At 62.7% G+C, this 22,946-nt stretch carries 21 protein-coding genes and 1 pseudogene; 11 read left to right on the forward strand and 11 right to left on the reverse strand.

Annotated features, from left to right (window positions below):
• The 9 genes and pseudogenes from ABLA28_RS04420 to ABLA28_RS04460 all read left to right on the forward strand — a co-directional run.
• Positions 1-760 (forward strand): threonine--tRNA ligase (locus ABLA28_RS04420; RefSeq protein WP_347712666.1); only part of this gene is annotated, 760 nt, incomplete at its 5' end.
• Between the two features lie 180 nt (positions 761-940).
• Positions 941-1,840: a YitT family protein gene (locus ABLA28_RS04425; protein WP_347712681.1), complete on the forward strand. Its 900-nt coding sequence runs from the start codon at positions 941-943 to the stop codon at positions 1,838-1,840.
• Positions 1,841-2,134: 294 nt separating this feature from the next.
• Positions 2,135-2,905 carry a hypothetical protein gene (locus ABLA28_RS04430; RefSeq protein ID WP_347712667.1) on the forward strand — a complete coding sequence of 257 codons (771 nt, stop codon included), beginning with the start codon at positions 2,135-2,137 and terminating at the stop codon, positions 2,903-2,905.
• A gap of 692 nt (positions 2,906-3,597) precedes the next feature.
• Positions 3,598-5,042, forward strand: a pseudogene (locus tag ABLA28_RS04435) (S1C family serine protease).
• A gap of 365 nt (positions 5,043-5,407) precedes the next feature.
• On the forward strand, positions 5,408-6,058 hold the full coding sequence (locus ABLA28_RS04440) for a tetratricopeptide repeat protein (RefSeq protein WP_347712668.1): 651 nt from the start codon (positions 5,408-5,410) through the stop codon (positions 6,056-6,058).
• Positions 6,059-6,144: 86 nt separating this feature from the next.
• Entirely contained in the window at positions 6,145-7,158 is a 1,014-nt protein-coding gene (locus ABLA28_RS04445) for a ketoacyl-ACP synthase III (RefSeq protein WP_347712669.1), read from the forward strand.
• A gap of 111 nt (positions 7,159-7,269) precedes the next feature.
• Positions 7,270-7,800 carry a nitroreductase family protein gene (locus tag ABLA28_RS04450; protein ID WP_347712670.1) on the forward strand — a complete coding sequence of 177 codons (531 nt, stop codon included), beginning with the start codon at positions 7,270-7,272 and terminating at the stop codon, positions 7,798-7,800.
• A gap of 26 nt (positions 7,801-7,826) precedes the next feature.
• Positions 7,827-8,411, forward strand: a complete 585-nt coding sequence (locus tag ABLA28_RS04455; RefSeq protein ID WP_347712671.1) for a DsbA family protein — start codon at positions 7,827-7,829, stop codon at positions 8,409-8,411.
• Positions 8,412-8,445: 34 nt separating this feature from the next.
• Positions 8,446-9,210, forward strand: a complete 765-nt coding sequence (locus tag ABLA28_RS04460) for a DUF533 domain-containing protein (protein WP_347712672.1) — start codon at positions 8,446-8,448, stop codon at positions 9,208-9,210.
• 110 nt (positions 9,211-9,320) lie between these two features.
• Here the strand turns inward: ABLA28_RS04460 and ABLA28_RS04465 are convergent, their stop codons facing one another.
• From ABLA28_RS04465 to rpsT, 11 genes are all read right to left on the reverse strand, one after another.
• The gene (locus tag ABLA28_RS04465) at positions 9,321-10,133 is read right to left on the reverse strand and encodes an Mrp/NBP35 family ATP-binding protein (protein WP_347712673.1); all 813 of its coding nucleotides are present in this window, start codon (positions 10,131-10,133) and stop codon (positions 9,321-9,323) included.
• A gap of 712 nt (positions 10,134-10,845) precedes the next feature.
• The gene (locus ABLA28_RS04470) at positions 10,846-11,469 is read right to left on the reverse strand and encodes a V-type ATP synthase subunit D (protein WP_299078378.1); all 624 of its coding nucleotides are present in this window, start codon (positions 11,467-11,469) and stop codon (positions 10,846-10,848) included.
• A gap of 15 nt (positions 11,470-11,484) precedes the next feature.
• Positions 11,485-12,894: a V-type ATP synthase subunit B gene (locus ABLA28_RS04475; protein ID WP_299078375.1), complete on the reverse strand. Its 1,410-nt coding sequence runs from the start codon at positions 12,892-12,894 to the stop codon at positions 11,485-11,487.
• Positions 12,884-14,677, reverse strand: a complete 1,794-nt coding sequence (locus tag ABLA28_RS04480) for a V-type ATP synthase subunit A (RefSeq protein WP_299302447.1) — start codon at positions 14,675-14,677, stop codon at positions 12,884-12,886. The genes ABLA28_RS04475 and ABLA28_RS04480 overlap by 11 nt, the downstream gene beginning before the upstream one ends.
• A gap of 73 nt (positions 14,678-14,750) precedes the next feature.
• Positions 14,751-15,089 carry a V-type ATP synthase subunit F gene (locus tag ABLA28_RS04485; RefSeq protein WP_299078369.1) on the reverse strand — a complete coding sequence of 113 codons (339 nt, stop codon included), beginning with the start codon at positions 15,087-15,089 and terminating at the stop codon, positions 14,751-14,753.
• On the reverse strand, positions 15,079-16,083 hold the full coding sequence (locus ABLA28_RS04490) for a V-type ATPase subunit (protein ID WP_347712674.1): 1,005 nt from the start codon (positions 16,081-16,083) through the stop codon (positions 15,079-15,081). The genes ABLA28_RS04485 and ABLA28_RS04490 overlap by 11 nt, the downstream gene beginning before the upstream one ends.
• A 12-nt stretch (positions 16,084-16,095) precedes the next feature.
• Positions 16,096-16,674: a V-type ATP synthase subunit E gene (locus ABLA28_RS04495; protein WP_347712675.1), complete on the reverse strand. Its 579-nt coding sequence runs from the start codon at positions 16,672-16,674 to the stop codon at positions 16,096-16,098.
• A 14-nt stretch (positions 16,675-16,688) separates the two neighbouring features.
• The gene (locus ABLA28_RS04500; protein WP_299302437.1) at positions 16,689-17,168 is read right to left on the reverse strand and encodes a V-type ATP synthase subunit K; all 480 of its coding nucleotides are present in this window, start codon (positions 17,166-17,168) and stop codon (positions 16,689-16,691) included.
• Between the two features lie 113 nt (positions 17,169-17,281).
• A complete protein-coding gene (locus ABLA28_RS04505; RefSeq protein WP_347712676.1) occupies positions 17,282-19,285 on the reverse strand; it encodes a V-type ATP synthase subunit I in 2,004 nt (667 codons plus the stop codon).
• Positions 19,272-19,601 (reverse strand): cell envelope biogenesis protein TolA, encoded by a 330-nt coding sequence (locus ABLA28_RS04510; protein WP_347712677.1) that lies wholly within the window; start codon positions 19,599-19,601, stop codon positions 19,272-19,274. The genes ABLA28_RS04505 and ABLA28_RS04510 overlap by 14 nt, the downstream gene beginning before the upstream one ends.
• Before the next feature lie 458 nt (positions 19,602-20,059).
• Positions 20,060-20,326 (reverse strand): 30S ribosomal protein S20, encoded by a 267-nt coding sequence (rpsT, locus tag ABLA28_RS04515; protein ID WP_347712678.1) that lies wholly within the window; start codon positions 20,324-20,326, stop codon positions 20,060-20,062.
• 155 nt (positions 20,327-20,481) lie between these two features.
• Between rpsT and ABLA28_RS04520 the strand changes: the two genes are divergently transcribed.
• Positions 20,482-22,503, forward strand: coding sequence for an ATP-dependent DNA helicase (locus ABLA28_RS04520; protein WP_347712679.1), 2,022 nt, complete (start codon positions 20,482-20,484; stop codon positions 22,501-22,503).
• 36 nt (positions 22,504-22,539) lie between these two features.
• Positions 22,540-22,878 carry a prepilin-type N-terminal cleavage/methylation domain-containing protein gene (locus ABLA28_RS04525; RefSeq protein ID WP_347712680.1) on the forward strand — a complete coding sequence of 113 codons (339 nt, stop codon included), beginning with the start codon at positions 22,540-22,542 and terminating at the stop codon, positions 22,876-22,878.
• The last annotated feature ends 68 nt before the right edge of the window (positions 22,879-22,946 follow it).

Genomic DNA, 22,946 nt, shown 5'->3' on the forward strand with positions numbered 1-22,946 from the left:
CATCTACTGCCGTCCCGACCAGGTGAAGGACGAGGTGATCGGCATCATCGACCTGTACCGCTACTTCTACAAGGACGTCTTCGGTTTCGATTACGCGGTCGAGCTCTCGACGCGGCCGGAGAACTCGATGGGCGAGCCGGAACAGTGGGAGATCGCGGAGGCGGCGCTTCGGGACGCGCTGGAGGCGACGGGCACGCCCTACCGGGTCAACGAGGGGGACGGGGCCTTCTATGGGCCCAAGATCGACTTCCACCTGGAGGACTGCATCGGCAGGACCTGGCAGTGCGGCACCATTCAGCTGGACTTCCAGATGCCGGAGCGCTTCGACATGCACTACGCCGGGGCGGACGGCCAGGAGCACCGGCCCGTCATGCTGCATCGGGCTCTCATGGGCAGTCTGGAGCGTTTCCTCGGCATCCTGATCGAGCACTACGCCGGCGCGTTCCCGTTCTGGTGCGCCCCCGTTCAGGTGAAGCTCATCCCCATCGCCGAGGAGCACCGGGACTACGTTCAGGAACTGGCGGAGACCCTCGGCGGCTGGGGCCTGCGCGTGGAGACGGACGAGCGCGACGAGAAGCTGGGGAAACGCATCCGCGACGCGCAGCTCCAAAAGGTCCCCTACATGATCGTGATCGGGGACAAGGAGAAGGAGGCGCGGGTCGTCGCGGTGCGCGAGCGCAGCAGGGGCGACCTGGGGAGCATGGATCTGGAGGCGTTCCGAAAGCTCCTCGACGGGGAGTTCAATCCCTCCCGGCGCTAGGGGAGGACTCGTTTTTCTGACCCCCGGCCGCGGGGCCTTCCGCTTCGTGCGGGGGCCCCGCGTTTCTTATGGGGATATCCCCCCGGCGAAGGCGTGGCGGGAGCTATGGTAAGATAAAAAAGTTGCCCTGCGATGGTATGGGCCGTTAAAAATTTGTACGGTGCATGGAGCGTGACGTTGATGAGAGCGTCGGTGAAGGAATGGACGGTTCGGGGCGCGGCGTTGTGCAGAAGCTGGCTGCGGGAGGAGTGGGCGACGCTGCTGAGCACGACGGTGGGGACGGCCCTCGTCTGCTTCGCCATCGTCGCGCTGGTGGTTCCCTATAAATTCGCCGGGGCCGGGGTGACCGGCATCGCGCTCATCACCCATTACCTCTGGGGCATCTCCCCGGCCTGGTTCATCACGGTAGGGAACGTGCTTCTGCTGCTCTGGGGCTGGCGCTTTCTCTCGACGCGCTTTGCCCTCTGGACGCTTTACGTGACCGTCCTGACCAGCCTGATGGTGCCTTTCTTCGAGTGGTTCCGCTATCCCGTCATCGAGAACACCCTGTTGGCCGCGATCTTTTCCGGCGTGGTGAGCGGCGTCGGCTTCGGGATGCTGTTCCGCGTGGACGCCTGCTCCGGCGGGACGGACGTGGTGGTGATGGCGGCAAAGAAGCGATGGGGCGTGGACGTCGGAGCGATGTCGTTCTACATCAACATCGTCATCCTGCTCGGTTCCTTCGCCGTCGTCACCCTGGAGCAGATGCTCCTCGGGGCGTTTCTGCTCTACATCGAGACGATGGTCATCGACAACGTCGTCCGCTCCTTCCACCGGCGCACCCAGATCCTGGTCATCAGCGCCCGGCACAGGGAGATCGCGGGCTTCATCATGACGGAGCTCGAGCGTTCGGCCACCCTCATCCCCGCGACGGGGGCCTACCGCGGCGCGTCCGTCGAGATGCTTCTGGTGGTGCTGCCCCGCCGGCAGGTCCCGCCGCTCAAGCGTTTCATCGCGTCGGTAGACCCCACCGCGTTCGTGATCCTCTCCGACGTCTCGGAGGTGGTGGGCGAGGGGTTCAGGAGCTGGCTGCACGCCTGATCGCCTCATGGGGCTGCGAGGCCGGCCGGCACGGTATTTTTTAGCGGGCCGGATGCCCGTTTCGGCCCGCCCGCCCTTTGCCGTCATGGGGACGCGGGGGCTGAAGCCGAATGGAAGGGCAGGGCCTTTTAGTATGCTACAATGAAATAAAGCCTCGGTTCATGGCATGTCGTTGATCTCGATCATAGACGGGAGGGTGTCGGGCTTGGATATTCGAGATAAGGGTTCTTGGAGATGGAAGGGCTCTTTTGTGTGCCGGCGGCATTTCATAGCGCCGTTTCCCGGGAGGATAAGATGAAGCTGGTGGTATCCTATCTCATCTATCCTGTCCTCTCACTTCTTCTCCTCTACCTGCGCAGCTCCTTTTTAGCGTATTTCCTCCCGCCCTCCACGGGCTCTCTGCTCGTCCGGGAGGTACTCTTGACGGCAATCGTGTATTTGTATTGCTTCTTCCTTCTTCCCCCCAGTATCGTGCGTTTCGTTGTGAAGCGGGAGGGCGTCCGATATGGCCTGGAGGCGTTTTTATATACGGCGTCCCTGACGGTCTTGTCCCTATGCCTGTCCTATGCGATTGGGGGAGTGATGCTTTTTCCCGGAATCCTGGACCTTATTGCCGTGCATAATATCCTGACCTACCGGACCACAGGGGGGAATACGACGGGGGTGAATGAGCGCAATATCGCGTCCCTGTTGTCCTTTGTGGTTCTGTCTGCGTGGGGATGGGTCGTGTTCGGAAACGGGTTCCCGTTTTCCAAGAATGGACTGGCATTGTGGGGGCCGCTGATAGGGGTGTACTACATATTGAACTCCCATAAAGACGTGTTCCAGGGAGCGGAGGAAGCCGCACGGGACAGGAAAGCTCCCGCTTCCTCCGCGGGCGCTCCCGTCCCTCGGGCACAGTCTGCGGATGTTCCGATGGGCAAGGCGGTCGTCTACCCATGGGAGGAAGAGCGCAGCGAGGGTTCCCATACGGAGACGGCGCTTGGGCCGGCCGCTGCAGAAGAGGTCCCCTCAGCGTCCTCGGAGGGTAGAGACGACGACGGCGGAGATCGGGACGGCGTATGAACGAAAAAAAGCCTTTTTGACCCATCGGCATTTGCTCAAGGTAGCCCGGAGGAGCAAGAAACGCAAAGGATGTTTCAGGTGCTTGCCTGGGCTTATCACTGTGTTGCTATGTCTTGTCCGTCGAGGCAGGAAGGATAGAACCGGCCGTGAATAATGCCTATCTTCACCTTGGAATTTCTCCTGATGCTACGATTGAGGAGATAGAACGGGCTTACGAGATCAAAAAGCGCCTCTATGAGCCCTCTCGCTTCATTCCGAACAGCCCGGAGCAGCAGGAAGCCCAGAGAATGAGCATGCTGATTGAGTTGGCTTATCATTTTGCCTCTACTGCATTTTATGCCTCTCATTCTCCACAGCCTGCGGTCCATGCGGCATATCCTGCAGACGACCATTCTACAGATTACCCATTACGGCTACAGCAGTCTTCAATAAAAAATGCGTGTTCGTATTCTCCCCCCTTGCCAGCGAGTGAGGCTCCGAAACGTGGGCGCTGGATAGCGGGTACACTTGCCCTGCTTGCTGTTTCTGTCCTGTGCCTTGCAGCGGCGATTTTTTTCAAGTCGGGTAAGCCGAATGGTAAAGTCGATATGAGAGCTATGCTACAGCGGGAGGGGACGTGGCAGACAACAGAAGTTACTCAGGCCAAGTCCTCGGGGCGTGGAATCGATTATGCGGCTTTGACGGAGAGAGTAATGCCGTCCATACTGCGAATCAATACGGATACGGGAAAATTCGGAAGTGGTTTCTTTGTCTCGGACAGAGGGGATATCCTTACGAACTATCACGTCATTGAGGGCGTTCGTTGGATTATAGCGTCTCCCTACAAGGGCGACCCCTTTTATGCTTTGGTGAAAGACACAGACAAGGAGAGGGACATGGCTCTGCTCGTTATGAGCGAGCCTATGGCGACGCCGTTCCTTCCGATTAAAGACTCTTTGCCCAGGCAGGGGAGGCTGTCATGGCAGTTGGCAATCCTAAAGGGCTTGATCGGACGGTTTCTAACGGGATTGTCTCGGCCTTTCGCGATGATGATACATTGATCCAATTTACTGCGCCTATTTCGCCCGGGTCGAGTGGCGGAGCGCTGATCGACTCAGACGGCAATGTCATAGGGATGCCTACGGGGGTGTTGGGCGATGGACAGAATCTGAACTTTGCCATAGCCTCTCCTGTGCTGAATCGATTTTTTATGGGGGCGAAGAATAAAGTTCCGGAGGCTATGCCGAAGATGTCCTCACGAAGGCCGGAGTCTTCATCGGTACTTCAGGAGGACAAGAATCTGCTCTTCGTGCGCAGTGACGGTAGCTACGAAGTCTACCTTGATCTCGAGCGAATCTTTTATGACAAAGAAACCTCACGGGCTACCTTCATATCCGTATGGTTCCCCTCAGAAAAAATCAAGGCAAGCCTGAAGAAGGATCCCAACTTCAAACTTATCGCAGGCAAGGAATTGGGAGTCTTCGTTCTTGTCTACATGGCTGATCTTTCTGATGGGACTTATGTTCACCTGCGAACCGTCAATTTTTACGCCGATGGTACCGTTGCGCGTGATTATACAAGGCCGCGTAGTCAACTTAAATGGGAAGCTCCTGAGAGAGACAGCCGCATTGAGAGTCTTATGCGTGTTCTGCTCCGACGTTATGGTAAGGCCGGCAATGTCGAAGCGACTAAGAAGAGGATAGGAGCAAGGAGTGGAGAAGATGGAATCTCCCTGCCGGATGAAAGGGGCTTCCTGGTTCATCGATGGGGGTGTTCCGTAGAGAGTATCAGAAAGTACGTCGCCGCTCCCTTGAAAAAGGTTGGGAACACAGGACGTCTGTTCTCCACACAGAAATCGTTCAAAGCCTTTCGATGTAAGGTTGATGTTTTTGTCCTCTACGAGTTCAATCGAAATCAGCTGTGTTCCATCAGCTTTCTTCTTGATAATGAGAGCGCAGGCGACTATGTGGATACCATTATTGAAGAGCTTGCAGACCTTTACGGAACGGATCCCTACGAGAATTATAAGGATGACTGCCATATCAGTTATTCTTGGAAAAATTCAGATCTGTTTGTGATTGTGGATTACACCCTGGAGGATAACAGGGAGTGGGTCAGTGTGAACTTTCACTACACTCCCTTGAAATTTGGGAAATAAGGATCGGTCATGCTGTCAAAGATATCGAATGATAGGCTTGGATCATTCTGTAAAAAATTCCGAGACATCGCTCCGGCCGAATAGCCCATTACCTCCTAGAACGGAAAATTCAAAGAGAGACGACTGCAAGGTCGAACGTAGGGCATCTATGAAAGCCTGCGTGCTTCGTTGGCTGTCGTCCCTTTGTTTAGTCTTTGTATATTCTCCCTTCTTCGAACCAAAGGCTGGCCGCTGCCGCAAAAGGTTCCCCGTTGTGGAAAAGGGCGGGAGAGGTTACAATAGCGCGTGCGAGAATGCTGTTACCAGGTAATAAAACCAAGTGTGCAATGCGGCTCGGCGGAGTCGGCCTGAAGGAGGCGGAACGCGTGCGCGGATGGTCCGGAATGGGCGGTGGAAAAAAATTCTGGGGAACGTTTTTCTGCGGATTGGTCCTGATCCTGGGGGGCCTTCGCACCCCTGCCCGGGGCGCGGAGCCGGGCTCCGAGGAACAGAGACGGAGGGCGCTGGAGATTCGCCTTGCCATCTCGCGTCTTTCCGAGACGCAGGTCGAGGAGCGGGAGTCCCTCTATCACGAGATTGTGGAATCCTGTCCGGCGACCGAGGAGGCCGAGGAGGCCCTGTGGGCGCTCTCCAACATCTATCTGGACGCCTTTCCGGAGCCTCAGGAGCAGACGGCGCAGGAGGTCCTGGAGCTCTTCCTGGATCGCTATCCGGATTCGGCCTGGGGACTGCAGGTCCGCGGCCGCCTGATTCTGCTGTACTCCGGGACGGAGAAGCGGGAGCGGGCCGCGGAGCTCTGCCGCGAGCTGCTGGGACAGCGGGCGGAGACGCTTCCGGCATCCTGCCGGCCCTTCGTCGCTTTGGCCGAGGCCGTCGTCTGGGACGAGGAACGGGACACGGAGAGGGCAAGGGAGGCCTACACGCAGGTTGCCCGCCTCTATCCGGGGACGCCTCAGGCCGAGCTCGCGGCCAGGCGCCTTGCGGCCCTCGCCGCCGGGGGGACGAAGGGGAAGTGAACGCCCGTGCCTGAACGGCTGTTTGCAACATCGGCCCCAGGGGACGAAGGCCCGGGGCCGGATTACATGATGGAGGCTGAAGTCGAATGGGTCACGAGGCGGCCGTAAGGGCCATATCGGTATATCTTCCGGAGGGGATTCTGGACAACGCGGAGCTGGTCCGCCAGTTCGGGACCTGGACGGAGAATAAAATTTATGGCAAGACTGGCGTGTCGGAGCGGCGCGTCGTCGGCGACGAGAAGGTCTCCGACCTTGCGGCGGCGGCGGGAGAACGCCTCTTCGAGGAGCACGGCATCGACAGGAGCTCGATCGATTTCCTGCTGCTCTGCACGGAATGTCCCGATTATTTTCTGCCGGCCACGGCCTGCATCGTTCAGAATCGTCTGGGGCTGCGGAAGGACGCCGGCGCCCTGGACTACAACCTGGGGTGCTCGGGGTTCGTCTATGGACTGGCGCTGGCCAAGGGGCTGGTCCTCGGCGGCGTGGCGAGGAGGGTCCTGCTGATTACGGCCGAGACCATAACCCGGACCATACATCCGCAGGACAAGAGCACCCGTACCCTCTTCGGGGACGCGGCGGCGGCTACTTTGGTGGAGGCCTCCGCCGAACGGGGGATCGGGGAGTTCGTCCTGGGGACGGATGGGTCCGGGGCGGAGAGGCTGATCATCCCCGCGGGGGCGTGGGCCAGGCCCTCCTCCCCGGAGACGCGGGTCGAGACGAAGAACAAGTGGGGCAACGTCCGTACCCCGGAGAGCCTTTATATGGACGGTCCGGAGATCCTCAAGTTCTCGATGGAGGTCGCTCCGGGCTGCATGAACGACACGCTGGAGCGGAACGGGACCTCCCTGGAGGGGCTCCGTCTCGTGGTCCTGCACCAGGCCAGCCACATGATGCTGGTGAAGCTCCGTGAGCTCCTCTCCATCCCCGAGGAAAAATTTGTGTTCAACATCGAGAAGTACGGCAACACCGTCAGCTCCACCATCCCGATTGCGCTCTACGACTCGATGAAGTCCGGTCGACTCGGCAAGGGGGACTCCGTGCTCGTGATGGGGTTCGGCGTGGGGCTTTCGTGGGGGGGAACGGTCCTGCACATGCTCTGATTCCCGCACGCGTCGTCATTTTTGCTCGCCTGAGAATAATTGGGAAAACGGATAAGGGAAAGGCCTCGTCTTTTTGGGAGTGCGGACTTTGTCCTGAAAGGGGTGGATTTTGTGGAAAATCGCGCGGTTCTGGAGGGGATAAGGGCGCGCCGGAGCGTGAGGCGCTATGCCGACAGGCCGGTGGAGCAGGAGAAGGTCGACCTGCTCCTGGAGTGCGCCTGTGCCGCGCCCAGCGCAGCCAACAGGCGTCCTTGGCGTTTCGTGGTGATTCGGGACCGGGGGAACCTGAACGCGCTGGCGGAGGTTCATCCCTATGGCAAGATGCTGTTTCAGGCTCCGCTGGCTTTGGTCGTCTGCGGGACCGTCCTGCACGAGGGAAGGGAAAACCCCTGGTGGGAGGAGGACTGCGCCGCCGCGATGCAGAACATCCTGCTGGCCGCGGAAGGGCTGGGCCTGAGCTCCGTCTGGCTTGGGGTTCGCTGGGGTCAGGAGGGCCTGCCCGAGAAGATCGAGGCCCTTCTGGGCACGCCTCGGGATGTCCGGGCCATGGGCATCGCCGTGGTCGGCTACGGCGACGAGAGCAAGCCCCCGCACCGCGGTATCGACGAGGGGGTCGTGCACCTCGAGCGTTGGTCGGATTGAACGGACTGACAAGAGGGGCTTGAGCGATGGTCACGGTCTATTTCGATTTCGTGTGTCCCTTCTGCTACCTGGGGCGGAGTTTCTGGATGAGGATGCAGGAGGAACGGCCTGTGGAGTCGACGTGGGTGCCCTGGGAGATCCATCCGGAGTACCCGCCCGAGGGCGGACCCGAGAAGAGCGACGCCAGGGCGAGGGCGGACTTGAACCGCTACCGTGCCCTGGGCGGGGATATTTGTCGTTTCGAGTTGGGGCATTTCTCCTCGAACACCCGCAACGCCCTGATGGGGCTCGAGTTCGCGCGTGCCGCCGGAAGGGCGGACGCCTACATCGAGCGCGTCTTCAGGGCTGTTTTTGTGGAGGATACGAACGTCTCGTCCGTGGGGACGGTCGTGGACCTCGGCGGCGAGGTCGGGCTGGACCGCAGCGCCCTGGAGAGAAGTCTCCTGTCCGGGGAGTATGGGCAGGTACTGGCCGAACGGGACCGTGAGGCGGAGGGCATGGGGCTCGAGGTTGTCCCGTCCTTCGTTCGGAGCGGAAAACTGGTGCTGGCCGGCACGACGACGATGGACTTCGCGGAGTTCCGAGCGAAGTATCCGGCCGTCTGGGGCTAGTGCCTCTGTCTGGGAGAATGTGAGGCGAGTATCGATGGCGGTTGGCATGATGGATCTTTTGGGTGCGTTGACGCAGGGCGGCATGAGCCCGTCCTCGGGGGCTCGGATACAGAACGCGGCGAACGCGTCCGCCGATGCGCAGGGCGGCGGGCTTCAGGGCATTCTGTCCGGGCTGATGGGGGCGGGACAGAACCTCGTAAACAGCGCAGGGCAGGCGGTGGGGGGCAAGGACAACCTGGCTGCGGCAGGGATCGGGGCTTTATTGGGCGCGTTGTCGGGGTCGGGCAACGGACGGTCGGGCGTGCCCCTTGGAGGGATCGGCGGCGGGGTCATGGGCCTCCTGGGGATGATGGCCTTCAAGGCCCTCAAGAATGCCGGGCAGGCCCCTCAGCCCTTTGCCGGAGCTGCGGTGTCTCCGGCCGGCGCGGCTCCGCAGAATTTCGAGAGCGACGCGCACCTGCTCCTCACCGCGATGCTTGACGCGGCGAAGGCGGACGGCACGGTCGATGCGGACGAACTGAGCCGCATCACCGGCAAAATGAAGGAGGCCGGGATCGACCAGGAGGGGATGAACTACGTCATTGGGCAGCTCCAGAGCCCCATGGCGACGGATGCGATCGTCACGGGGGTCCGGGGACGTCCCGAGCTCGCCGCGCAGGTCTACTCCGTCTCGCTCATGGCCATCGAGGTGGACACCCCGGCGGAACGCGAGTACCTGGACCGCCTGGCCGCCTCGATGGGGTTGACGCCGGAGGTGGCGCAGAACATCGAACAGCTTGTGGGAATGCCTCCGAGGTGAACCGCGCGGCGCCGGGGACGGGCTCTGACGGAGTGACGGGGTAAAAAGGGGACCGAGACGGGGCCGTATATCCTCTCTTCCTTGACGTCATGCCTGGGCAGACGCTTTCTTCAGGAGCGCCGGATCGCGTCCAGGATCCCGTCAAGCCGGTTGGACTCCAGCTCCTCGATCCGCCCTTGGTCACAGAACTCCGCGAAGCGCGGAGTCATGGGGATTTGTGCGATGGTGTCGATGCCAAAGGCGCGGGCTTCCTCCTCCATATGGCTGTGGCCGAAAATATGGTGCCGTTTTCCACAGTCGGGGCACTCGAAGTACGCCATGTTCTCCACAATGCCCAGGACAGGTATCTTCATGAGCTCCGCCATATGAAGCGCCTTCTTCACGATGAGCGCGACGAGCTCCTGAGGCGAGGTCACGATGACGATCCCGCTTACGGGCAGGGTCTGAAAGACCGTCAGGGGAACGTCGCCCGTGCCGGGGGGCATATCCACGAACAGACAATCCAGCTCCCCCCATTCGACGTCCTCCCAGAACTGGGTGACTGTCCCTGCGATGATGGGGCCCCGCCACACGACAGGATCCTCCTCGCTCGGCAGGCAGAGGTTCATGGAGATAACCTTTATACCGCCCCTTGTGACGGCGGGGTAGACGTTCTTGCCGTCGGACAGGACCTTCTCGTGGAGCCCGAATATCTTGGGAATGGACGGGCCCGTGATGTCCGCGTCCAGGATCCCCGTCCGCATCCCGCTGCGCCTGGCCTCCGATGCCAAGAGGGATGTCACCAGCGATTTGCCGACGCCGCCCTTTCCGCTGACGATGCCAACCACTCGCTGGATTCGCTCCCTTTGCTTCCGTTCCGCCGCTCCCCGTTCCGGGCACCCTGAGGCGCAGTGATTGCAGTCATGGTCGCAGTCATGGCTCATGTGTTTTGCTCCTTTGCTCGTTTATTCATCATCCATTGCGGTTTTGTGCGGTCTTGTCATAGTGATGCACGGGATGTGTGATCCAATGGTGGCCCTCATAAAAACAAACGACTCATATCATTATAATATATGAATTGTTCATTATAATATGTACATTGAGCTGTATTGACGGTGAAGTTCGTTCATTCTTGATATTCTTCAGCGGAGACGGGGGCGCTCCGTCGCGATGCTGCTCCCCCAAACGGAGACGGAGCTTTGGGAGAGGAAGCGAATTGAAGGTTCGAGCCGTCTGCAATGCAAGCTATGTCGGCATGGGAAAATCCCGTGATCCGCGCACTGGGACAGCAGGGCTCACGGTAGGCCATGAGCCTGCAGGCAGGGGCAATCCCGATCCGCGAATAACGGAGTGGCCAATGCCGGAACTTGCAAGTCGGGGTTTTTTCAGGATGCCGTCGGGAATGAAATCAGGTTGCTTTTCCCTCTTCTCCTCTTGGCATCGGGCACGTCATAACAGTTTTTAGGGATAGTTTTTCATGGCTGGATTGTAAATCCAGGATGGATTGATGGGTTCCGTCCGGGGTCCCCAGGGGACGAGTCCCCTGGGTGGGGTCAGGGGCGAAGCCCCGGAGAGGTCTGCCAAAGAGCGAAGCTCCCCCGCGCGGGGGAGCTTCGCTCTTTGGCTTTTTTGCCCTTTTGCCCGGAGTAAGGAGCATCACGCCGAGCGGACGATCTCCTTGATCTTCATCAGGCGGCTGAGGGTCGAGCGTTCCTGCTCGTCCAGCTTCATACTGATGTAGCGGATCGTCTCCTGCAGGTTGGGGATCATGACGTACTCCAGCGCGTTGACGCGGCGCCGGGTGCGCTCGATCTCGCCCGCCATCAGGCGGATGGCCTTCTCCTCCGCGGCCAGTTCCAGCAGACGGAGGATCAGCTTGCTGAACTGCTCCAGCGCCACGTCCAGGAGGAGCGGCACGGAGGCAAAACCGTAGTTTACGGGGTTGCCCTCCTGCTTGACGTCGTACTTCGGGACCATGACGCTCATGACGTTGCGCCAGGCCACGGAAAGGGTGCAGCGCGCGCCGGGAAAGATCAGCGCCTGCTCCAGGATCTCGGGCGTCGTCTGAGCGCGGGAGAAGGCGAAGGTGCCGTAGCACTCCTGGAGCTCCGCCTCCACCTTCTCCCGGAGCGCCTTGCCCGCCCGGGCCCGCTCCAGAAACGCCTTGATCAGGGCATCCTGCTTGTCCTTCAGCAGCTTGTGCCCCCGTCTGGCGACGACCAGGCGCTTCTTGAGCTTCGACAGCTCCATGCGGTTGGGGTTGACGTTGATGCGTGCCATCGCTCCACCGCCCCCTTACGCCTTCGCGCCCTGTTCCGCCTTCTTCTCGAGCAGGGGTTTCAGGTACTTTTCGATGTAGGCGTCGCGGATACGCTTCAGCTCCTTCGTCGGAACCATTGTCAGCAGGTCCCAGCCCAGTTCGAGCGTCTCCTTGACGGTACGGTTCTCGTACTCGCCCTGGCGGATGTAGCGGTCCTCGAAGGCGTCGGCGAACTTCGCGAACGCCTTGTCCTCCTCCGTCAGAGCGCCCTCGCCGAGGATGACCGCCAGCTCCTTGGCCTCCTTGCCCCTCGCGTAGGCCGCGAAGAGCTGGTTCATCAGGTCGGCGTGGTCCTCGCGGGTCTTCTCCTTGCCGATGCCCTTGTCCTTGAGTCGGGACAGGGAGGGCATGACGTCCACCGGCGGGTAGATGCCCTTGCGGTGAAGGCCGCGGCTCAGGATGATCTGCCCCTCCGTGATGTAGCCGGTGAGGTCGGGAATCGGGTGCGTCTTGTCGTCCTCGGGCATGGTCAGGATGGGGATCTGCGTGATGGAGCCGCTCTTGCCCTTCAGACGCCCGGCGCGCTCGTACATCGTCGCCAGGTCGGTGTAGAGGTAGCCGGGGTAGCCGCGGCGCCCGGGGACCTCCTTGCGGGCCGCCGAGATCTCGCGCAGGGCCTCGCAGTAGTTCGTCAGGTCGGTGAGGATGACCACGACGTGCATGTCGCACTCGAAGGCCAGGTACTCCGCGGCGGTCAGGGCGATGCGCGGCGTGGTGATGCGCTCGATCGCCGGGTCGTCCGCCAGGTTGATGTAGAGCACCGTGCGCTGGAGCGCACCCGTCTTGCGGAAGTCCTCCATGAAGAAGGAGGCCTCCTCGAACGTGATGCCCATCGCGGCGAACACGACGGCGAAGTCCTCGTGTCCGCTGATGACTGTCGCCTGGCGCGCGATCTGCGCCGCCATGCGGTTATGGGGAAGGCCGGAGGCGGAGAAGATGGGCAGCTTCTGGCCGCGCACCATCGGGTTCAGGCCGTCGATCGTGGAGATGCCGGTCTGGATGAACTCCGAGGGGAAGTCGCGGGAGTAGGGGTTCATCGGCATTCCGTTGATGTCCAGCTTCTTCTCGGCGATCAGGGGAGCGCCGCCGTCGATGGGGTCTCCGCGCCCGTTGAAGACGCGCCCCAGCATGTCGCGCGACACCGGAAGCGTCAGGACCTTGCCGATGAAGCGCACCTTCGTGTCGGCGATATCGATCCCCGACGTCCCCTCGAAGACCTGCACCAGCGCGCGCGTCGACTCGATCTCGAGCACGCGCCCGCGGCGCTTTTCCCCATTGCCGAGCTCGATCTCGACCAGCTCGTCGTAGCGGACGCCGCTCGTGTTCTCGACCATCATCAGAGGCCCGGAGAGCCCCGATATGGTCCGGTATTCCTTAGGCAACATTGCTCTCACCACCCACCGGGACGATCCCGTTGATCTGTTCCTTTATCGTATCCTCAAGCTTGTCGATCTGGCCGATCTGGGCCTCCTCCAGGTAGCGCATGCGGGCGATCTGCTCGCGAACCGGAAGGTTGAAGAGCTCGTTCATGGGCGCACCCTTTTTGAGGGCGTCCATGCCCAGATGGTGGAACCGGACGATGGTCTTCAGCATCTTGAACTGCTTCTCCATCGAAGCGTAGGTGTCGATCTCGTGGAAGGCGTTCTGGTGCAGGAAGTCCTCGCGCAGGGACTTCGCCGTCTCCAGAACCATGCGCTCCTCCTTGGAGAGGGCGTCGATGCCCACCAGGCGCACGACCTCGCGCAGCTGGTCCTCCTCCTCGAGCAGGCTCATCGCCTCGACGCGGAGGCCGCTCCACTCGTCGTCGAACTTCTCGTCCCAGTAGGCGTCCAGGCGCTCCGTGTAGAGCGAGTAGCTGGAGAGCCAGTTGATGGCCGGGAAGTGGCGCTGATAGGCCAGGTTCGCGTCCAGTCCCCAGAACACCTTGGTGACGCGCAGCGTGTTCTGCGTGACGGGCTCGGAGAGGTCGCCGCCGGGAGGCGAGACCGCCCCGATGACACTGATGGAGCCCTCGCGTCCGTCCTTTCCCTTGACGATGCAGCGGCCGGCACGCTCGTAGAAGGACGCCAGGCGCGTCCCGAGGTAGGCGGGGTAGCCCTCCTCGCCGGGCATCTCCTCGAGGCGGCTGGACATCTCGCGCAGGGCCTCGGCCCAGCGGCTCGTGGAGTCCGCCATCAGGGCGACGGAGTAGCCCATGTCCCGGTAGTACTCGGCCAGCGTGATGGCCGTGTAGATGGAGGCCTCGCGCGCCGCGACGGGCATGTTGGATGTGTTGGCGATGAGCGTGGTCCGCTTCATCAGCGGGTGCCCGGACTGCGGGTCCTCCAGCTCGGGGAACTCCAGAAGCACGTCCGTCATCTCGTTGCCGCGCTCGCCGCAGCCGACGTAGACGACGATCTGGGCCTGGGCCCACTTGGCGAACTGGTGCTGGATGACCGTCTTTCCCGAACCGAAGGGCCCGGGCACGCAGGCCGTCCCGCCCAGCGCGATGGGGAAGAAGGCGTCGACGACGCGCTGCCCCGTGCTCATCGGTACGTTGGGCGCCAGGCGTTTGGCGACCGGGCGCGGCTGACGCACGGGCCAGCGCTGGAGCATCCGGACCTCGTGCTGCGTCCCGTTGTCGTCCAGCACGGCGATGACGTCCTCGACCGTATGATCCCCGGACTGGATGCTCTTGATCTTGCCCCTCATGCCGTTCGGCACCATGATGCGGTGCTCCACGACGATCGTCTCCTGCACGGTCCCCAGGATGTCGCCGGGCTCGACGACATCGCCGGCCTTCACGCGGGGCTCGAACGTCCACTTCTTCTTGCGGTCTATCGCGGGGACGTTGATCCCGCGCGAGATGAAATGGCTCTCCGCCGCCTGCTCGATCAGCTCGAGCGGGCGCTGGATGCCGTCATAGAATTGCTCGATGATCCCGGGCCCCAGCTCGACGCTCAGGGGCTCGCCGAGACAGACGACGGGCTCCCCGGGCATGAGCCCCGAGGTCTCCTCGTAGACCTGGACGGAGGCCTTGTCCCCCTCCAGCTCCACGATCTCTCCGACCAGCCCGATCTCGCCGATGTGCACCACGTCGTACATGCTGGCGCCCGTCATTCCCTTGGCGATGACCAGGGGGCCGGCGATCCGTTCTATGGTCCCTTTAACCAATCCTTCGTTGGGCACTATTATCGCCTCCGCTATGCGTTTTCCTCAAGGAACTCCAGGAAAAAACTCAAAGTAAAGAAGGGTCTCCTTCCTATCTGTCCGCAAAGATGTCCATGCCCACGGCCTTCTCGACGCTGTTGCGGATGGAGGCCAGGCCCGCGCCGGTGCTGCCGGAAAGCCCGGGCAGGGGCAGAACGCTGGTGGGGTAGGCGTCGTTGATCTCCTGGACCTTGTGGATGAAGTCCACGAAAAGATCCTCCTGGACGAAGACCACGGCATAGTTCTCACGGGCCAGCTTGTCGAGGGTCCGCTCGAACGTGTCCCTCTTGTCCGCCTCCAGAATGAAGGGCCTGACGCCCACGGCCTGGAAGGGGAGCACCATCTCGTAGCTGCCGATGGCCGCCATCGGCAGGGAAAGGCTATCGGACATGGCTCAACAGCCTCCTTGCAAATTCACGGTTCAGCCCGCTCGCCACGCAGACCAGCACGATACGCAGATTTCGCGCCTCGGCCTCCTTGGTCAGCAGGTAGAGGAGGACGTTCGCCGGATCGTCCATCGAAAAACGCGCCTTTTCCAGGACCCGGACCAGGTACTCGTCCAGGGCCCTGGAGACGTCCGAGAGCGTTCCCCGGAGGTCCGTCCGCTCCTGAAGGACGTCCAGCGCCGCACCGATATCGGTGTGGGCGAGGAGCTTGCCCCAGGTCTCGGGGGGCTCCCCCAGCAATCGGGCGACGTCCTCGGGCCGGATGTTCCCGCCCGGGTGGAAGAAGGGGAGCCCTCCCGCCGCGTCGACGCCCATGCGCTGAAGCCGCACGGCGCTGCGGAGGTTCTCCGCGTCGATCTTGTGCCTAACCCACGCCACGATCTCGGGCAGCTTCAGGCTCTCCGCGAGGGCGAGCATCGAGGCGAACAGATGATGGTCCAGAAGCAGCTCCACCCCCTGCGCGTCCTTCGTCTGGTCCCAATGAAGCCAGCACTGGGGGATCAGATACCCCAGACCGTAGGGCAGATGGGCGTACTCCTCGGCCTCGAGCGCCGCCGTCAGCTCCTCGGGGTCCACGGAGCCCAGGGGCGAGAGAAGCTCGTGGCGCCTGCCCTCAGGATCGCCGCCCCGAACCTTGAAGAGGCTCTTGAGGATGACCTTGACGTTGTGGTAGTCGTAGGGCATCCGAAAAAGGGTTATCAGGCCGGTGTCCGGGACGAACTGCTCCAGCTCCCTGCAGGTGGCGAGCATCTCGTCGTCGATGGCCCTGTCGAACCCCGTCTCGGCGGCCTTGCCGAACCATTGGGCATAGGAGGTCTCGGCCAGGGCTTTCAACGCATCGTCGAGCGTTGGGCTCTCCATGAGCCTCGAAAGGAAGGACGCGTCCAGAAGGCGGTTCTCCATACCTCGCAGCCGGGCCACGGCATACACGTAACTCACGGCCGGCACCCCCTAGGGGAACAGTTTCTTGACGACTTCGGACTCGATGTCGGAACGGATGTCCTCCAGCAGCATGTTCCACGAGCAGTTGACGTCGACCCTGTCGTCCCTCAGCACGAAGCCGCCGGAGATGGGCAGGCGTTCGGACGAGAGCGTCAGCGACGCCTGGTTGGCGCTGTTGAACTCGTCAATCCAGGCCTTGTCGAGGTATTTCTCGCCCTTTCCGACGAGGACGACCTCGCTTTTGGTGCGGACGGCCTTCTTCAGCAGCGCGTTCGCGAACGCCACGTACTTGTCGCGCGGCATCTCGGACATCTGGCGGAGGGACGCCGCGAAGGACTCGCTTACGAGGTCCTGACGCACGCCCAGGTCCACCTTCTTCGCGTCGAGCTCGGCGACGATCTCACGGCGCTTCAGGACCTCGGGTTCCTCCCTGGCAAGCCGCTCGCCGTAGGAGTCCCGGATGGCCTTGGCCTCGTCGGCCGCCTTCCTTTTGATATCCGCGACGAGGGCGTTGTTCTCCGCCTCGATCGCGCGCACCTGCTCCTGAGCTTCCGCGCTTATTCTCGCTTTGATGTCGGCAAGTGACATGCGAGCCACCCGCCCTAGAGCTGGACTCCCATAAGCATCAGGATGCTCGTCAGGAGGGCCAGAACCGCATAGGTCTCGACCATGGCCGGAAGGATGATGGCCTTACCCATGGCCTCGGGCTTCTTGGAGATCATCTGGATGGAGGCCGCCGACGTCTTGCCCTGGTAGATGGCGGAGATCCAGCCGACGATGGCGATGGGCATGCAGGAGGCGAAGATCTGGAGGCCCTGGTTCCAGTTCAGAGCCACGGCCGTACCGCCGCCGAGGAGCCCCAGCTTGTTGAGGACGAAGAAGGTGATCAGCAGGCCGTAGATGCCCTGCGTGCCGGGAAGGGCCTGAAGGATGAGGCAGCTGGCGAACTTGTTGGGGTCCTCCGTCATGACGCCCGCGGCGCTTCCTCCGGCGATGCCGATGCCGATGGCCGACCCGATCCCCGACAGAGCCGCAGCCAGGGCGGCGCCGAACAAAGCCATTGTGAGTCCAAGATATTCCATAGTGTCAAGCTCTCCCTTCAAAATTTTGAAAGGCCCGAAGGACCTTCCGAGTGTATTGCTCGAATTGACGGATATCTCGCTTGAAATCCCGAATATTGGCCGGTCGTTTCGATTCAGGCCCCGGAGGTGCAGCGGTTGTCTATCTCCACGTACTCCTGGGAATGGGTCAGGGGCTCGTATGAGGTCCCCCCGCCCGAATAGAACTTCCCGAAAAACTCGACGTACTGCAGACGCAGGGGATGGACGAACGCCCCCAGGATGTTGATGAGGATGCTGAAGACGTGTCCTCCCGCTATGACCACTATGGCGACGAGCCACCCCACGTAGGGGATCTCCGCCGACATGCCTCCCAGGAGGTTGATGATCATGCCGATGACCGCCGAGCCGAAGCCCAGCGCCAGAAGCCGGCTGTAGCTCAGGATGTCCCCCAGGTAGGAGGTGGAGCCGTAGAGCGCCAGGAATCCGGAGAGCGCCTTGGAGAGGATGCCCTTCTTCCCGCGCCCGGCGTACAGGAAGATCACGACGGCCCCTGCGATCGCCATGGCCTTGCCGAGGAGGACGAAGGGTTCGGGAAGCAGGCCGCCCGCGGCCGTCCCGAACACGCAGAGTCCCGTGATGAACAGGAACCACGCGATGTTGTCCCCGGCCGCGTCGAGGTACTGCCCGGCCCGGACGTTGTCGTAAGCGGCGATCAGGAGCCCGAACATCAGGTGCACGACGCCCAGCAGGAGGGAGATGCCCAGGACCTGCATCGGGTTGGTCATGGGGTCCACCAGCATCAGGGAGTTCTTGAGCGGGACGAGGAAGGGCAGGAAGGAGTCGATGAAGTTGCCGAAGAAGCTCCCGCTGATCACCCCGTAGACGAACGTGGACACGGCACAGAACGCGAAAAGGGTGACGAAATCCTTGACTGACGAGGGAATACGCCGGTATTTTTTGAAAAGCCAGCCGATGACGCCCAGCATCACCAGGGCGTACCCCGCGTCCCCCAGGCACATCCCGAAGAAGATGAAGAAGAAGGGGGCCAGGCAGGGCGTCGGGTCCGTGCCGCCGTAGAGGGGAGGCGAGTAGAGCGTCGTGAGGATGTTGAAGGGGCGGACGAACCGGCCGTTCTCCAGCAGTGCGGGTGGCTCGTCGCCCTCGCCCGGGTCGCTCAGGAAGAGGGCGACGTTCGGGCTGACGGCCTCGAGCCTCTTTTGAACCTGTGCGGCGTCCCGTTCCGGAACCCAGAAAAGGGTCCTCAGGGTGCGGTCGGTCTCGTCGCTCTCGCCCTGCGCACGATAGCGCCCGGCGAGGCTGTTCCAATAGTCCGAGAGCTTCTGGACCACGGGCATCCACTTCTCGGCCAGGGCATCCAGCTCGTCCGAGATGACGCCCTCCCGGTCCTCGACCTCGGCGAGCTTCGCTGCGAGCGCAGCGGTCTCCTCCTGAACGGAGCCCTTGATGGAGGCGTGAATGTCGAAGAGCGACATCCCGTTGCGGGTGCAGGCCTCCAGAACCTTCGTCCCGAGGTCGCGGGAGAAGAGCACGACGGCCTGGACCTCCCGGGCGGCCGCTGCGCCCCCGGAGAGGAAGACCTCCGTATCCCTGGCGAACTCCGCCAGGGCGCTCTTGAACGCGTTGAACTGTTCCGCCTTTATCGTGCCGGCGACGCCGCGCACGGTTCGCGTCCCCTCCGTCAGGGCGGATAGGGGAAGGGGAAAAAAGCTCAGGGAGGAGACCAGCGCCTGATTTGCGTTGATCTGCGCCGCCTCCAGCTTCAGCTCGTTGATCTCGTGTTCCTTTCGGCGGACGGCCGCAGCCGCCTCCGCCAGATCCGTTTCGCGCGCAAGCCGGTCCAGGTTGGCCATGGAGACGATCGGACGCTCCCCCAGCAGGCGATCCATGGAGGGGATCGGGTCCCTGTAGCGTCCCGACAGCGTGCGCATCAGGTAACGGACGTCGGAGAGCCGTTCCTCGCTCTCCGAAAGCCGGGCCTCGATCTCCGCCGGGCGGGCCGCCCGTTCGGGGTCCCCGATGACCTGGCAGACGCCGCTGTCCTGCAGGACGGCGGCTATCTCCTCGCGAACGGATTTGTGATAGTAAAGCTCCGCTTTCTTGAGCTTAGCCACGCCCATACTTACCCATCACCTCTTCCGTTATCCACGAGGCCACGCCCGCGACCTTCCCCTTGTGCTCCGCATGGAAGGTCCTGGCCTCCGCCTCCCGGGCGCTTACGATGGCCTTCGCCCTGCCCTCGGCGCTCTCCTCCGCAGCCTGGATGCTCTCGCGGAACTGCCGCGCCGCCGACTGGCGAGCCTCCTTGACGGTGTTCTCCGCCTCGGTCTGAGCCTGGTTCAACCTCCGGACCGCGGCGGCCTTCGCCTCACGGACGCTTGCCGCCGCCTGGTCCTCTGCCGCCTTGATCTCGTCTATCAGGTTTTTCTCCGCCACTCAAGTTCACCTCCTCCCGAAAGATATGGGTTCCATCCAAGATATGGGAGGGGGATGTCCTTCTCCCTCCATCGTGCGGCCGTCCCCTCCGCCGTGACCTCTCCCGAAAAACGCGCGGGGTCGGAGAGACGTCCGAAATGCAGTGTTTTTGTCACGCAGTCCGGTTGAAAACGCCGGGAAGACGGACGGATACACGTCCATCATTATAAGCGATAATCAGGAGTTTTGTTAAAGGAAATACCGACTCGACCCGTGGAGCCCTCCCCTGGAGCCCCGGCTTGCCGGCCGAGGAGGAACTGCCGGGTCCGCCGCCCATGGAGGCGGCTCGAGGGGGAACTTTGTCCCCATGAGAATGAATAACGAGGATAAAAAAAAGAGGCTGCCGCAGCGGGCGCCCCCTCTTTCTCCAGGACCGGTTTTCCGAAAAGTGCCAGGAGCCTTTTCGCGCTCGGCGAAAATCAGGCGCCGAGGCTTTTGATGCGAAGGGCCATCATCTTCTTGCGCCGCGTCGCCGTGTTGCGGTGCATGACGCCCTTGACCACCGCCTTGTCGATGACGCTCTGCGCCATGTTGAAGCTGCTGACCGCCGCCTCGCCGTCCTTCGCCTCGACGGCCTCGAGGACCTTCTTGACGGCGTTCCTGCACCGCGTCGTCCAGTACCGATTGTAGATGCGGTTGCGCTCGGCGATGCGGACGCGCCTCTTGGCCGACTGTTTGTTGGGCATTTCCAGGTCACCTCCTCACTGAAAAACCGAAAGCCGGAAATCCTCATCCTCGGCGTCGTCTCCGCCGAATCGGACCCATGAGAAACCATAGCCAGGGCATTGTAACATTCTGTATAATGGAAGCGCAAGATGTCCGCTCCAAAACAAAACGGAGGATGGGCCTCCGGTCCGGCCCGTTATCGTGTATCGGGAGGAATTATATCACGGACTCCACGCTCGAAAAATTTTATTCCCCGTCCGGCCCCCTGTCGCGTATGCCGGGGTATGAGTTCCGCCCGCAGCAGCTCGAACTGGCCCTGGCCGTCCAGGAGTTCCTTCGCGATCCCCTGGAGAGGACCTTTGCGGCCGAGGCCCCTCCGGGTGTGGGCAAGACCTTCGCGCTCCTCGTCCCCGCCCTCCGGGAGGCCGCGGGGGAGCGGCGCATCCTGTTTCTGACGGCCGGGATCGCGCTGCAGGAACAGCTGATCGGCAAGGACCTCCCGCGTCTGAAGGGACTCTTGGGCCGGGACTTCAGCTTCGGGCTCCTGAAGGGGCGCTCCCATTACGCCTGTCTCCGCAAGGGGGCGGCCCTTCTCTCCTCGGGCGCCCCGGACCTCTCTCCATCGCTCTTCGCGGAGGCCGACGGCGCGTTGTCCGACGTCCCGGGGTGGCTGGCGGAGACGGAGACCGGAGACCTCTCCGAGCTGAACGCCGGGGGGGACCATCCCGTGCTGGCCCGGCTGACGGCGGGAGGACGGGGCTGCATCGGGACGAGCTGTCCCTACCGGAGCCGCTGCTTCGTCATCCGTGCCTATCGGAGCGCTCAGGACTGGGACGTCGTGGTCGCCAACTACCATCTCTTTTTCTCCCACATCCTCGAGGGGGGCGGGGCCTTCCCCGTGCGCTACGACTGGCTGATCTGCGACGAGGCGCATCGGATGCCGGACGTGGCGCGGAGCGCCTCGGCCATACGCGCCGGTGCGGACGGCCTGGCCTCCATCCTGAGTCCCCGCGTCCTTCAGGGGTTCGATGCCCTGCTGCGCGCCCACTCCGTCGAGCCCTCCGAGGTGAGGGAGGAGGCCGGGCGGTGCCGCTTGGCGCTGAGGGCGCTCTTCGACGCGGTCCGGCTGCGGATGCCCCGGGACGGGGGCCTGTCGTCCTGCGACCCGGACCTGCTGCGCCTCGGCAGGGTTCTGACGGACGGCCTGGACCGGGAGCTTCACGCTCTGCGGGGGATCGAGGACCGCTTCATGGCCGGGGACTTCTCGGACCCGTCCGCCCTTGCCGAGGGGGCGGAGCTGATGAACTGGATCGACGATGTTCGCTCCTTCAAGAAGTCCCTGCTCTGGTGCCTGGAGGTCGGCCGTTTCCCCGGCTGGGCCTACTGGGGGGACGGGGAGTCCCTGACGAGCATGCCGGTCGCCGCGGCGGAGATCGTTCGGGACGTCCTGGAGCGGGAGGACCCCGAGAAGATCGTGCTGAGCTCGGCCACGCTGACGCTGTCCGGCGATTTCTCGTTCTGGTCCGGGGAGTCGGGGATAACCCCGGACCGGACCCTGGCGGTCCCCTCTCCCTTCGACTTCGCCCGGCAGATGGAGATATGGGTCGTGGACGTCGGCCTGCCCGTCGGGGGCGAGGGGTACGACGACACGATGTGCCGCGTCATGAAGAAGTTGTGCGACGGAAACGGGGGCCGGACTCTCGTTCTCCTGTCCTCCCTGAGGCTCCTCAGGGCCTTTGCGCGGAGGATGCGGGAGGGCGGGGGCGGCTATACGGTGCTGGTCCAGGGCGAGCTGCCCCAGAGGGAGCTCCTCGCGCGATTTCGCGAAGACGAGACCTCCGTGCTCATAGGGAGCGTGTCCTTCCGCGAGGGCGTGGACGTCCCGGGGGAGGGGCTGACCCAGGTGATCGTGGACCGCATCCCCTTTCCCCATCCGGGGGACCCGCTGGTGCGGGCGCGCAACGAGCTGGAGGAGGGGAAGGGCTTCGTCCGGGTCACGCTTCCCAACGCGCGGATGTTCCTGCGTCAGGCCGTCGGGCGCCTGATCCGCAGCTCGTCCGACCATGGCAGGGTGGTCCTTCTGGACGGCCGTGCCGTGGAGCGCCGGGACTGGCGGGTGCTGGAATCCCTTCCCTCCTGCCGGTGCACCCGGCTGTCCCTGAGGGAGGGAAACGGCTCCCTGCTCCGGGAGCCCTGACATGGACATGAGGAGATCGGGGACGGTGAGGAAAGCATGAGGAGAAGGGGCGATACGCTCGTGGAGGTGCTGGTGGCCCTGCTCGTCCTGGCGCTGATCCTGCCGTCCCTGTTCTCCGCGTTCGGGGTTGGGATCCTCGCGCCCGTGAACATGAAAGCTGCCGACGACCGCCTCTATGGGGCGGAGTGGTGGTTCAACCGCCTGCGGCGGCCGGTGCGTTCCGCCGCTCTCGACGCCATGCCCCGCAGCCTTCCCGGGGGGGACGTCGCCTTTTCGTGGACCTCCCGGACGGGGAAGGGAGGGGAGGTCCGGGTGACGCTCGAGGTCCGATCCGGACTGTCGGGTTCGCCGTTGGTCGTGACGAGGGTATTTTGACCGGGCGAGGCAGGGGCTTTCTGCTCGTCGAGGTGCTGACGGCGCTGATGGTGGGGGCGGTCGTGGGG

It is taken from the genome of uncultured Fretibacterium sp. (assembly GCF_963544685.1).
Lineage (GTDB): Bacteria > Synergistota > Synergistia > Synergistales > Aminobacteriaceae > CAJPSE01.